Below are 12,325 nucleotides of genomic sequence, written 5' to 3'. Positions count from 1 at the left end.
GATGCGTCAGGCACCTTTTCATTGAGCCTAGGTCGCAATCGTTTGGAGGGGAAATGCCCAGTAAGCCGCCCTTACCGTTAGCCTGGAGTCAGTACATGCACCCGCGCATCCTTGAGGTCACCCAACGGCTGGTCGAACGTAGCCGTGCCACCCGTGAACGCTACCTGCAGCTGATTCGCGGTGCGGCCAGTGATGGACCCATGCGTGCCAGCCTGCAGTGCGCCAACTTCGCCCACGGCGTGGCCGGGTGTGGTGCCGACGACAAGCAGAGCCTGCGGCTGATGAACGCCGCCAACGTGGCCATCGTCTCGGCCTACAACGACATGCTCTCGGCGCACCAGCCGTATGTGCACTTCCCGGACCAGATCAAGCAGGCCCTGCGCGAGGTCGGCTCGGTCGGCCAGTTCGCCGGCGGTGTCCCGGCCATGTGCGATGGCGTGACCCAGGGTGAGCCGGGCATGGAACTGGCCATCGCCAGCCGTGAAGTGATTGCCATGTCCACCGCGGTGGCGCTGTCGCACAACATGTTCGACGCTGCACTGATGCTCGGGATCTGCGACAAGATCGTCCCGGGGTTGATGATGGGCGCCCTGCGCTTCGGGCACCTGCCAACCCTCTTCGTGCCCGGCGGCCCGATGGTTTCTGGTATCTCCAACAAGCAGAAGGCCGATGTGCGCCAGCGCTATGCCGAAGGCAAGGCCAGCCGCGAGGAACTGCTGGAGTCGGAGATGAAGTCCTACCACAGCCCGGGTACCTGCACCTTCTACGGCACGGCCAACACCAACCAGCTGGTGATGGAAGTGATGGGGCTGCACCTGCCGGGCGCCTCGTTCGTCAACCCGTATACCCCGCTTCGCGACGCGCTCACCGCCGAGGCCGCACAGCAGGTCACGCGCATGACCAAGGCCAGCGGCAACTTCATGCCACTGGGCGAAATCGTCGATGAAAAAGCACTGGTCAACGCCATCGTCGCCCTGCATGCCACCGGTGGCTCGACCAACCACACCTTGCACCTCCCTGCGATGGCCCAGGCCGCCGGCATCCAGCTGACCTGGCAGGACATGGCCGACCTGTCCGAAGTCGTACCGACCCTGTCCCACGTCTACCCCAACGGCAAGGCCGACATCAACCACTTCCAGGCTGCCGGTGGCATGGCCTTCCTCATCCGTGAGCTGCTCGACGCCGGTTTGCTGCACGAGGACGTCAATACCGTGGCGGGCCATGGGCTGCGCCGCTATACCCAGGAACCGTTCCTCGACAATGGCAAGCTGGTCTGGCGCGAAGGGCCGCAGCAGAGCCTGGACGAGAGCATCCTGCGCCCCGTGGCGCGGCCATTCTCGGCAGAGGGCGGCCTGCGGGTGATGGAAGGCAACCTGGGCCGTGGTGTGATGAAGGTGTCCGCCGTGGCCCCCGAGCATCGGGTGGTGGAGGCGCCAGCGCGGGTCTTCCAGGACCAGCAGTCCCTGGCCGAGGCGTTCAAGGCCGGCGAGCTGGAGCGCGATTTCGTCGCGGTGGTGCGCTTCCAGGGCCCACGGTGCAACGGCATGCCCGAGCTACACAAGCTGACCCCCTTCCTCGGGGTGCTGCAGGACCGCGGCTACAAAGTCGCATTGGTGACCGATGGCCGCATGTCGGGTGCTTCGGGCAAGATCCCTGCGGCCATTCATGTCTGCCCCGAAGCCTTTGACGGTGGCCCGCTGGCACGGGTGCGCGATGGTGATATCGTGCGGGTCGATGGTGCCGAAGGTACGCTGCGGGTGATGGTGTCGGCCGAAGAGCTGGCCAGCCGCGACCTGCCGCCGCCGCCCCAAGGCAACGACTTGGGTTGCGGGCGTGAACTGTTCGGCTTCATGCGCATGGCGTTCAGCCCGGCAGAGAAGGGCGCGAGTGCCTTTACCTCGGCCCTGGAGAACCTCAAATGAAGGACCTGCTGGTTGGCGACATCGGTGGCACCAATGCCCGTTTTGCGTTGTGGCGTGACAACCAGCTGTACCGGGTCAAGGTCTTCGCGACTGCGGATTACACCAGCCCGGAGCAGGCCATCGAAGCCTACCTGAACGATCAGGGTATTTCCCGCGGTGGGCTGGCGGCGGTATGCCTGGCAGTGGCCGGGCCGGTCGATGGCGATGAATTCCGCTTTACCAACAACCACTGGCGGTTGAGCCGCAGCGCCTTCTGCAAGACCTTGCAGGTCGAGCGGCTGCTGCTGATCAACGATTTTTCGGCCATGGCGCTGGGCATGACCCGCCTGCAAGCGGGCGAGTTCCGCGAAGTCTGCCCTGGCCAGAGCGACCCCGTACGGCCTGCACTGGTGATTGGCCCAGGCACCGGACTGGGCGTCGGCAGTCTGTTGCGCCTGGGCGAGCAGCACTGGCAGGCGTTGCCGGGTGAAGGTGGGCATGTTGACCTGCCGGTGGGCAACGCCCGTGAGGCGGCCATTCACCAGCAGATTCACAGCCAGATTGGCCATGTGAGTGCCGAAACGGTGCTCAGTGGCGGAGGCCTGGTGCGCCTGTACCAGGCCATGTGCGCGCTGGACGGTGACACACCGCGACACAAGAGCCCTGCAGACATTACCGATGCCGCCCTGGGCGGCGAGCCACGGGCGCTGGCGGTGGTCGAGCAGTTCTGCCGCTTCCTTGGCCGCGTGGCAGGTAACAATGTTCTGACCCTGGGCGCGCGTGGTGGGGTTTACATTGTCGGCGGGGTGATCCCGCGGTTCGCCGAACTGTTCCTGCGTAGCGGTTTTGCTGCAAGTTTTGCCGACAAAGGCTGCATGAGTGGATATTTTACCGGGGTACCGGTGTGGCTGGTGACGGCGGAATTCTCTGGATTGCTGGGCGCCGGGGTGGCATTACAGCAGGCACTGGATCACTGATGTGTGAAGGGGCGCAAAGCGCCCCCCATAGCAGGCAGAGACCTGCGACGAACAAGAGGGCGGGACACCTTGAGCACTGCCGGAAAATCCATCCTGATGGTCGACGACGATCAGGAAATCCGTGAACTGTTGCAAACCTACCTCAGCCGCTGCGGCCTGCAGGTGCATGCCGAGGCAGACGGAAAGGGCTTTCGCCGCGCGCTGGAAACCACCCCCTGCGACCTGGTCATACTGGATGTGATGCTGCCCGACGAAGATGGCTTCAGCCTGTGCCGCTGGGTGCGCCAGCACCCGCGCCAGTCGCGTGTGCCAATCATCATGCTGACGGCCAGCTCCGACGAAGCCGACCGGGTTATCGGCCTGGAGCTGGGGGCCGATGACTACCTGGGCAAACCGTTCAGCCCGCGTGAGTTGCAGGCGCGTATCAAGGCACTGTTGCGCCGTGCGGAGTTCGGCCATGCGGCGCCTGTCAGCGCCGTACTGGCCTTCGACGACTGGCGCCTGGATACCGTTAGCCATCGGCTGTTTCACCGTGACGGTGAAGAGGTGATCCTCTCCGGTGCCGATTTCGCCCTGCTCAAGCTGTTCCTCGATCACCCCCAGCAGATTCTTGACCGCGACACCATCGGCAACGCCACCCGTGGTCGTGAACCGATGCCGCTGGACCGAATCGTCGACATGGCGGTCAGCCGCCTGCGCCAGCGCTTGCGCGACACCGACAAGCCGCCGCGGCTGATCCGCACCGTGCGTGGCAGTGGTTACCTGCTGGCTGCCCATGTCTGCGCTTGCTGAGCGGCGCTGGCGCCTGCTGCCGCGCTCGTTGCTCGGGCGCATGCTGCTGCTGACCTTGCTCGTGGTGCTGCTGGCCCAGGGCCTGTCGAGCCTGATCTGGGTTGCCCAGTTGCGCGCCAGCCAGTTGCAGGGGCTGCGTGCCAGTGCCAGCAGCCTGGCGCACTCGATGAGTGCCAGTGTCCGCTACTTTCGGTCGTTGCCGGTGGCGTACCGGCCGATGGTACTGGACCAGTTGCGCAGCATGGGCGGCACGCGGTTTTTCGTGTCGCTCAACGACAAGCCGTTGGATATGCCGGTATTGCCCATAACGCCGCGCAAGCAGGCGGTCATCGAGGTGTTCCAGCAGGTGCTGCACGAACGCCTTGGCGAGCAGATGGAAATTTCTGTCGAATTCGTCGGTCCCGATGACCTGCGCATCTTCAACAGCGGCCTGAAGCTTGATGAGCTGCCGCGCTCCTGGGCGCATTACTCATTGACGTTGGAGCCCCTCAACCCGCCGGTGTTGGTCACGCAAATCCGCCTGGGCGAGGGTGAGTGGTTGTACATTGCCTCGCTGCTGCCCGAACCCTACACCAGCCTGGAAGCCGAGCGCCTGCCACGTCAGCAGATCGGTTTCATCGTGCTGACCACGGCCTTGCTGCTGCTGTTCATCGGCCTGTTGGTGCAGTGGCAGAGCTGGCCGCTCAAACGCCTGGCGCGCGCCGCTCGGGAAATGTCACTTGGCGCGGACGTGGCGCCGGTGGCCGAGGGCGGCGGCAGCGAGGTGGTGGAAGTAGGCCGCGCCTTCAACAGCATGCGCGAGCGCATCAGCCGTTATCTCACCGAGCGCAGCCAGTTGTTCAGTGCCATTTCCCATGACCTGCGCACGCCCATCACCCGCCTGCGCCTGCGGGTGGAATTGCTGGAGGACGAGCGCCTGCAGGCCAAGTTCAGCCAGGATCTGGATGAGCTAGAATTGCTGGTCAAAGGCGCTTTGCAGTGTGTGAAGGACACCGATATCCACGAGAACATCGAGCCGGTGGACCTCAACCAGGTGCTGGAAATCCTCGCCGAGCCTTACCTCGGGGACGGCCGCATCACCGTCGAGGGCCGCGCGCTTGCGCCTTATCCGGGCAAGCCGCTGGCGCTGCGGCGTTGCATCGGCAACTTGATCGACAATGCCATCAAGTATGGCGAGCGCGCCCACTTGCGCATCATCGACAGTGCCGACGGGTTCGTCCTGCAGGTCGATGACCAAGGCCCTGGCGTGCCGCAGCAGCAGATGGAACAAGTGTTCGAGCCGCACTTCAGGCTGGCCGGGCAACAGCAGGGGTATGGGCTGGGGTTGGGGATTGCGCGCAACATCGCCCACAGCCACGGGGGCGAGGTGAGTTTGCTTAACCTGCGCGAGGGCGGGTTGCGGGTGACGTTGTGCCTGCCACGCGGCGTGGATTGAAGGCGCTAAATGTCACGCAGTGGTGACCTATTCGCAGGTCTTCGTGACGTCCCGGCCAGGACGGCTGGTTAGACTCTGCAAACCTCAGACATGGAAAGAAGCGGGCGCATGGACTACATCGATTCCCCCGAACATATCGCTTGGCTCAGGGCCGAGGGCCAGCGCTTGCTGTTGTTTGCCAGGGCCGCGAAAGTCCCTGAAGGCTTCGCCAATCTCGATGCCCAAGGCCGGTTACCACCTGCGGCCGTCGCCGAAACCATGAACACCGCGCGCATGACCCACAGCTTTGCCTTGGCCCATATTCAAGGTGTGCCGGGCTGCCTGGCCCTGGTGGAACACGGCGTGCAGGCCCTGCGCGGGCCGTTGTGCGACGCCACCCATGGCGGCTGGTTCGCGCATCCGCAAGGGCAGGGTGGCGACGACAAGGCAGCGTACCTGCATGCCTTCGTCGCGCTCGCCGCCAGCTCGGCAGTGGTTGCTGACGCTGCCGGTGCGCAGGGTTTGCTGGTCGATGCGATTCGGGTCATCGAGGAGCGTTTCTGGAGCGAGGAGGAAGGCGCGCTGCGAGAATCTTTTTCTCGCGACTGGCAGCAGTCACAAGCCTATCGCGGCGCCAATAGCAACATGCACGCCACCGAGGCCTTTCTGGCGCTGGCGGATGTGACCGGCGACAAGGTCTGGCTAGAGCGTGCCCTGCGCATTGCCGAGCGCCTCATTCACACCCATGCCGCCGCCAACGATTACCGGGTTATCGAACATTTCGATGCGCATTGGCAGCCAGTGCGGGACTACAACCAGGACAAACCGGCCGATCACTTCCGGCCATACGGTACGACGCCTGGCCATGCCTTCGAGTGGTCGCGCCTGCTGTTGCACCTGGAGGCGGCGGGGCAATTGGCTGGGTTACCGATGCCTGACTGGCTGTTGGAGGGGGCCCGGGGCCTGTTCGCCAGCGCTTGCCGGCATGCCTGGAACATCGATGGCGCGCCAGGCATCGTCTACACCCTCGACTGGGAAGATCAGCCGGTTGTGCACGAACGCCTGCACTGGGTGCACGCTGAAGCCTGCGCCAGCGCTGCCGCCCTTCTGCGACGCAGCGGCGAGCCGAGTTACCAACGCTGGTACCGCTGCTTCTGGGATTTCATCGACACCTACTTCATCGACCGGGCCGCTGGCAGTTGGCACCACGAACTGGATCCTGCCAATCAGCCTGCAGCAACGATCTGGGCGGGCAAGCCTGACCTCTATCACGCATACCAGGCGCTGCTGCTGCCAACCCTGCCATTGGCGCCGAGCCTGGCAACCGGGCTCGCGCGCAATGTAACCAAACGATGACATTCACGCATCGCTTCGTTACCTGGCGCGGCGAGCACACTGATTAGACTCCATGCAATGCAAGCGATCGACTTGCCAGGCATAACAACAAGAAAGGTACTCCGATGAATTCGACGCTCCGTCTCGCTGCCGCGATCTCCTTCGCCTCGCTTATGCCCCTCAGTGCTTTCGCCGCCGATTCCAAAGGCAGCGTCGAAGTGGTGCACTGGTGGACTTCCGGTGGTGAAAAAGCGGCGGTCGATGTGCTCAAGGCCCAGGTCGAGAAGGATGGCTTCACCTGGAAGGATGGCGCTGTTGCCGGCGGCGGTGGCGCCACCGCCATGACGGTGCTCAAGAGCCGTGCCGTGGCCGGTAACCCACCCGGTGTCGCTCAGATCAAGGGCCCGGACATTCAGGACTGGGCTGCCACTGGCCTGCTCGACCCGGATGTGCTCAAGGATGTCGCCAAGGAAGAAAAGTGGGACACGCTGCTGGACAAGAAAGTCGCCGACACTGTGAAGTACGACGGTGACTACGTGGCCGTGCCGGTGAACATCCACCGCATCAACTGGCTGTGGATCAACCCCGACGTGTTCAAGAAGGCCGGTATCGACAAGGCACCGACCACCCTCGACGAATTCTACGCCGCCGCCGAAAAGCTCAAGGCCGCAGGTTTCATCCCGCTCGCCCATGGCGGCCAGCCGTGGCAGGACAGCACCGTGTTCGAAAGCGTGGTGTTGTCGGTGATGGGGGCTGACGGCTACAAGAAAGCCCTGGTCGACCTTGATGAAGCCACGCTGACGGGGCCAGAAATGGTCAAGTCATTGACCGAGCTGAAGCGGGTCGCCACCTACATGGACCCCGACGGTAAAGGCCAGGACTGGAACCTGGAAGCGGCCAAGGTCATCAACGGCAAGGCCGGCATGCAGATCATGGGCGATTGGGCCAAGAGCGAGTGGACCTTGGCCAAAAAGACCGCGGGCAAGGATTACCAGTGCGTGGCCTTCCCTGGCACCGCTCAGGCCTTCCTCTACAACATTGACTCGCTGGTGGTGTTCAAGCAGAACGACAAGGGCACGGCCGCTGGCCAGCAGGACATCGCACGCAAGGTCCTCGGGCAGGACTTCCAGAAGGTGTTCAGCACCAACAAGGGCTCAATCCCAGTGCGCAACGACATGCTCGCCGACATGGGCAAGTACGGTTTCGACGCGTGCGCCCAGACCGCGGCAAAAGACTTCTTAGCCGATGCCAAGACCGGCGGTCTGCAACCGAGCATGGCGCACAACATGGCCACCACGCTGGCTGTGCAGGGCGCGTTCTTCGATGTGGTAACCAACTACATCAACGACCCCAAGGCCGACCCGGCCGACGCGGCGAAGAAGCTGGCGGCGGCGATCAAAGCAGCCAAGTGAGCACCTGATGGCCCCATCGTCGGCAACCCAGTGCCCTTGAGCGCTGTGGGGCAGAGGTGGTAGCCGGCTCGCCGGCGATGAGGCCTGCACTGACAACACAAGGGGCTGCCCAGGCTCCGGGTAATCACACTATGACTACAGCAACCGCCCAACTGCGGGCCTCACCCCTGGACGCGCTACAGCGCTGGCTACCGAAACTGGTGCTGGCACCGAGCATGTTCATCGTCCTGGTGGGCTTCTACGGCTACATCCTGTGGACCTTTGTCCTCTCCTTCACCACCTCGACCTTTCTGCCGACGTACAAGTGGGCAGGCCTGGCGCAATACGCGCGGCTGTTCGACAACGACCGCTGGTGGGTGGCAAGCAAGAACCTGCTGGTGTTCGGTGGCCTGTTCATCGGCATCAGCCTGGCCATCGGCGTGCTGCTGGCCGTGCTGCTTGACCAGCGTATCCGCCGTGAAGGCTTCATCCGTACCATCTACCTCTACCCGATGGCCTTGTCGATGATCGTCACCGGCACGGCCTGGAAGTGGTTGCTCAACCCCGGCATGGGGCTGGATAAACTGCTGCGTGACTGGGGTTGGGAGGGCTTTCGCCTGGATTGGCTGATCGACCCCGACCGGGTGGTGTACTGCCTGGTGATCGCTGCCGTGTGGCAGGCTTCGGGCTTCATCATGGCCATGTTCCTCGCCGGCCTGCGCGGCGTCGACCAGTCGATCATCCGCGCCGCTCAGATCGATGGCGCAAGCTTGCCGCGTATCTACTGGACCGTGGTGCTGCCAAGCCTGCGCCCGGTGTTCTTCAGCTCGCTGATGATCCTCTCGCACATTGCCATCAAGAGCTTCGACCTGGTGGCCGCGATGACCGCCGGCGGCCCGGGGTACTCGTCCGACCTTCCCGCCATGTTCATGTACTCGTTCACCTTCAGCCGCGGCCAGATGGGCATGGGCTCGGCCAGTGCCATCCTCATGCTCGGGGCGATCCTGGCGATCCTGGTGCCGTACCTGTACTCGGAACTGCGGAGCAAGCGCCATGCATGATCCTGTCGTCACAAGCCCGGGCAAATTGAGCCTGAGCCGTATCGCCATTCACGCGGTGCTGCTGATTGCCGTGCTGCTGTACCTGGTGCCGCTGGTGGTGATGCTGCTGACCAGCTTCAAGACCCCCGAAGACATCAGCAGCGGCAACCTGCTGAGCTGGCCGGCAGTGATCAGCGGTATTGGCTGGGTCAAGGCCTGGGGCACGGTCAGCGGCTACTTCTGGAACTCGATCATGATCACGGTGCCGGCGGTGCTGATCTCCACGGCAATCGGTGCGTTGAACGGCTATGTGCTGTCGATGTGGCGCTTCCGTGGCTCGCAGCTGTTCTTCGGCCTGCTGCTGTTCGGTTGCTTCCTGCCGTTCCAGACGGTGCTGCTGCCGGCCTCGTTCACCCTCGGCAAGCTGGGCCTGGCCAGCACCACCAGTGGCCTGGTGCTGGTGCATGTGGTGTACGGCCTGGCCTTTACCACGCTGTTCTTCCGTAATTTCTACGTGAGCATTCCTGATGCGCTGGTCAAGGCAGCGCGCCTGGATGGCGCCGGGTTCTTCACTATTTTCCGGCGCATCATCCTGCCGATGTCGACGCCCATCATCATGGTCTGCCTGATCTGGCAGTTCACCCAGATCTGGAACGATTTCCTGTTCGGCGTGGTGTTCTCCAGTGGCGACTCGCAACCGATCACCGTGGCCCTGAACAACCTGGTCAACACCAGCACCGGGGCCAAGGAATACAACGTCGACATGGCGGCGGCAATGATCGCCGGCCTGCCAACCCTGCTGGTCTATGTGGTGGCAGGCAAGTATTTCGTCCGCGGGCTGACTGCCGGCGCCGTCAAGGGGTAAGTCATGGCAACACTTGAACTTCGCAATGTGAACAAGACCTACGGCAGCGGCCTGCCGGATACGCTCAAGGCTATCCAGTTGTCGATCAAGGACGGCGAGTTCCTGATCCTGGTCGGCCCCTCGGGGTGCGGCAAGTCGACCTTGATGAACTGCATCGCTGGCCTTGAGAGCATCACCGGCGGCGCGATCCTCATCGATGACCAGGACGTCAGCGGCATGAGCCCGAAGGACCGTGACATTGCCATGGTGTTCCAGTCCTACGCCCTGTACCCGACCATGAGCGTGCGCCAGAACATCGAGTTCGGCCTGAAAATTCGCAAGATGCCCCAGGCTGCCATCGATGAGGAGGTGGCGCGGGTGGCCAAGCTGCTGCAGATCGAACACCTGCTGGCGCGCAAGCCGGCGCAGTTGTCCGGTGGCCAGCAACAGCGTGTGGCCATGGGCCGGGCGCTGGCACGGCGGCCGAAGATCTACCTGTTCGACGAGCCATTGTCGAACCTGGACGCCAAGCTGCGGGTCGAGATGCGCACCGAAATGAAGCTGATGCACCAGCGCCTCAAGACCACCACGGTGTACGTCACCCACGACCAGATCGAGGCCATGACCCTGGGCGACAAGGTTGCGGTGATGAAGGACGGCATCATCCAGCAGTTCGGCACCCCCCAGCAGATCTACAACGACCCCGCCAACCAGTTCGTCGCCAGCTTCATCGGCTCGCCGCCGATGAACTTCATACCGGTGCGGCTGACGAAACAGGACGGCCGCCTGCTGGCCCTGCTCGACAGTGGCCAGGCGCGTTGCGAGCTGCCGCTGGGGTTGACCGACGATGGCCTGGAGGGTCGCGAAATCGTGCTTGGCATCCGCCCGGAGCAGATCGCCCTCGGCGCGGGGGAGGGCAATGGCCTGCCAGGCATACGCGCCGAGGTGCAGGTTACCGAGCCCACCGGCCCGGACCTGCTGGTGTTCGTCACCCTCAACCAGACCAAGGTGTGCTGCCGCCTGGCGCCGGATGTGGCCTGTCGGGTGGGTGACAGCCTCAACCTGCAATTTGACCCGGCACGGGTACTGCTGTTCGACGCCGCCAGTGGCGAACGCCTGGGCTTGAACAGTTCCACCGCTTCAGTGAAGGGCAACGTGGCTCACTTCAAGAGCCGTTGAATCGTCTACACCAATCAATAAGAAAAAAGAGGACGCAAAGGGATGGAACAGCGCAATCGCATCAAGACCTTGGGCTCGCTGGCCTTGCTGGCCGTAGTTGGCAGCAGCGGCGTGCAGGCCGCCGAGGCCTTCTCCAGTGAGTCGAAATGGATGACCGGCGACTGGGGCGGCACCCGCACCGAATTGCTGGAAAAAGGCTACGACTTCACCCTCGACTACGTCGGTGAAGTCGCTGGCAACCTCAACGGTGGTTACAACAATGACAAGACCGCACGTTACAGCGACCAGTTCGCCCTGGGGGCGCACTTGGACCTGCAGAAAATCTTCGGTTGGCACGATGCCGAATTCAAGCTTGCCGTCACCGAGCGCAGCGGCCGCAACCTGTCCAACGACCGCATCAGCGACCCGCGCGCCGGCCAGTTCAGCTCGGTACAGGAGGTGTGGGGCCGGGGCCAGACCTGGCGCCTGACCCAGATGTGGGTCAAGCAGAAATACTTCGACGGTGCGCTGGATGTGAAATTCGGCCGCTTTGGTGAGGGTGAGGATTTCAACAGTTTCCCGTGCGACTTCCAGAACCTGGCGTTCTGCGGCTCACAGGTGGGCAACTGGGTGGGCGGCATCTGGTACAACTGGCCGGTGAGCCAGTGGGCACTGCGGGTCAAGTACAACATCACGCCTGAGTTCTTCGTCCAGGTCGGCGCCTTTGAACAGAACCCGTCGAACCTGGAAACCGGCAACGGCTTCAAGCTCAGTGGCAGCGGCACCAAAGGCGCGATCCTGCCGGTGGAGGCCGTCTGGTCGCCGCAGGTCAATGGCCTGCCGGGCGAATACCGCTTGGGTTATTACTACAGCACAGCCAAGGCCGATGATGTCTTCGATGATGTCAACGGCAACCCGCAGGCAGTGAGCGGTGAGGCCTTCAAGTCGCATTCGAGCAAGCATGGCTGGTGGGTGGTGGCGCAGCAGCAGGTCACGGCCCATGGCGGCGATGCCAGCCGCGGCCTCAGCCTGTTCGCCAACTTCACCGTGCATGACAAGGCCACCAACGTGGTCGACAACTACCAGCAGGTGGGCCTGGTGTACAAGGGGGCCTTCGATGCCCGGCCCAAGGATGATATCGGCTTCGGTGTAGCCCGCATTCATGTGAACGACGATGTGAAGAAGCGCGCCGAGCTGCTCAATGCACAAAGCGGTATCAACGATTACGACAACCCAGGCTTCGTGCCGCTGCAGCGTACCGAGTACAACGCCGAGCTCTATTACGGCTTCCACGTCACCAACTGGCTGACCGTGCGCCCTAACCTGCAGTACATCAAGAGCCCAGGCGGGGTGGATGAGGTCGACAACGCACTGGTCGCTGGCGTGAAGATTCAGTCGTCATTCTAAGCTCAATTGTTGTAAATTTACGCCAATCCAATTTCGGCCCCCGGCACCCACTGGCTTGCAGTGGTT

General features: G+C 63.2%; 10 protein-coding genes. All 10 read left to right on the top strand.

Annotated features, from left to right (window positions below; translation table 11 throughout):
* The first annotated feature begins 95 nt into the window (after window positions 1–95).
* The 10 genes from edd (at window position 96) to APH34_RS09845 (ending at window position 12,259) form a co-directional block, all read left to right on the top strand.
* The gene (edd, locus tag APH34_RS09890) at window positions 96–1,922 is read left to right on the top strand and encodes a phosphogluconate dehydratase (protein ID WP_054900992.1); all 1,827 of its coding nucleotides are present in this window, start codon (window positions 96–98) and stop codon (window positions 1,920–1,922) included.
* Window positions 1,919–2,878 (top strand): glucokinase, encoded by a 960-nt coding sequence (locus APH34_RS09885; protein ID WP_054900991.1) that lies wholly within the window; start codon window positions 1,919–1,921, stop codon window positions 2,876–2,878. Before edd ends, APH34_RS09885 begins: the two co-directional genes overlap by 4 nt.
* Before the next feature lie 69 nt (window positions 2,879–2,947).
* Window positions 2,948–3,670, top strand: coding sequence for a two-component system response regulator GltR (gltR, locus tag APH34_RS09880; protein ID WP_054900990.1), 723 nt, complete (start codon window positions 2,948–2,950; stop codon window positions 3,668–3,670).
* Complete coding sequence (locus APH34_RS09875) at window positions 3,654–5,105, top strand: ATP-binding protein (RefSeq protein ID WP_054900989.1); 1,452 nt, start codon at window positions 3,654–3,656, stop codon at window positions 5,103–5,105. Before gltR ends, APH34_RS09875 begins: the two co-directional genes overlap by 17 nt.
* A gap of 108 nt (window positions 5,106–5,213) precedes the next feature.
* On the top strand, window positions 5,214–6,440 hold the full coding sequence (locus APH34_RS09870; RefSeq protein WP_054900988.1) for an AGE family epimerase/isomerase: 1,227 nt from the start codon (window positions 5,214–5,216) through the stop codon (window positions 6,438–6,440).
* Between the two features lie 104 nt (window positions 6,441–6,544).
* Window positions 6,545–7,831 (top strand): ABC transporter substrate-binding protein, encoded by a 1,287-nt coding sequence (locus tag APH34_RS09865; RefSeq protein ID WP_054900987.1) that lies wholly within the window; start codon window positions 6,545–6,547, stop codon window positions 7,829–7,831.
* Between the two features lie 131 nt (window positions 7,832–7,962).
* Window positions 7,963–8,871 carry a carbohydrate ABC transporter permease gene (locus APH34_RS09860; protein ID WP_054900986.1) on the top strand — a complete coding sequence of 303 codons (909 nt, stop codon included), beginning with the start codon at window positions 7,963–7,965 and terminating at the stop codon, window positions 8,869–8,871.
* Window positions 8,864–9,715, top strand: coding sequence for a carbohydrate ABC transporter permease (locus tag APH34_RS09855; RefSeq protein WP_054900985.1), 852 nt, complete (start codon window positions 8,864–8,866; stop codon window positions 9,713–9,715). The genes APH34_RS09860 and APH34_RS09855 overlap by 8 nt, the downstream gene beginning before the upstream one ends.
* A 3-nt stretch (window positions 9,716–9,718) precedes the next feature.
* Complete coding sequence (locus tag APH34_RS09850; RefSeq protein WP_054900984.1) at window positions 9,719–10,873, top strand: ABC transporter ATP-binding protein; 1,155 nt, start codon at window positions 9,719–9,721, stop codon at window positions 10,871–10,873.
* A gap of 42 nt (window positions 10,874–10,915) precedes the next feature.
* Complete coding sequence (locus APH34_RS09845; protein WP_054900983.1) at window positions 10,916–12,259, top strand: carbohydrate porin; 1,344 nt, start codon at window positions 10,916–10,918, stop codon at window positions 12,257–12,259.
* Window positions 12,260–12,325: the final 66 nt, after the last annotated feature.

The sequence above is a fragment of the Pseudomonas sp. NBRC 111131 genome, from assembly GCF_001320525.1.
Taxonomy (GTDB): domain Bacteria; phylum Pseudomonadota; class Gammaproteobacteria; order Pseudomonadales; family Pseudomonadaceae; genus Aquipseudomonas; species Aquipseudomonas ceruminis.
This window is presented reverse-complemented; position numbering and strand designations above follow the sequence as displayed.

Excerpts from the sequence above, each read along its gene's own strand:
- edd (WP_054900992.1), top strand. The coding sequence starts at position 96 with ATGCACCCGCGCATCCTTGAGGTCACCCAACGGCTGGTCGAACGTAGC.
- APH34_RS09885 (WP_054900991.1), top strand. The coding sequence starts at position 1,919 with ATGAAGGACCTGCTGGTTGGCGACATCGGTGGCACCAATGCCCGTTTT.
- APH34_RS09875 (WP_054900989.1), top strand. The coding sequence starts at position 3,654 with ATGTCTGCGCTTGCTGAGCGGCGCTGGCGCCTGCTGCCGCGCTCGTTG.
- APH34_RS09870 (WP_054900988.1), top strand. The coding sequence starts at position 5,214 with ATGGACTACATCGATTCCCCCGAACATATCGCTTGGCTCAGGGCCGAG.
- APH34_RS09865 (WP_054900987.1), top strand. The coding sequence starts at position 6,545 with ATGAATTCGACGCTCCGTCTCGCTGCCGCGATCTCCTTCGCCTCGCTT.
- APH34_RS09860 (WP_054900986.1), top strand. The coding sequence starts at position 7,963 with ATGACTACAGCAACCGCCCAACTGCGGGCCTCACCCCTGGACGCGCTA.
- APH34_RS09855 (WP_054900985.1), top strand. The coding sequence starts at position 8,864 with ATGCATGATCCTGTCGTCACAAGCCCGGGCAAATTGAGCCTGAGCCGT.
- APH34_RS09850 (WP_054900984.1), top strand. The coding sequence starts at position 9,719 with ATGGCAACACTTGAACTTCGCAATGTGAACAAGACCTACGGCAGCGGC.
- APH34_RS09845 (WP_054900983.1), top strand. The coding sequence starts at position 10,916 with ATGGAACAGCGCAATCGCATCAAGACCTTGGGCTCGCTGGCCTTGCTG.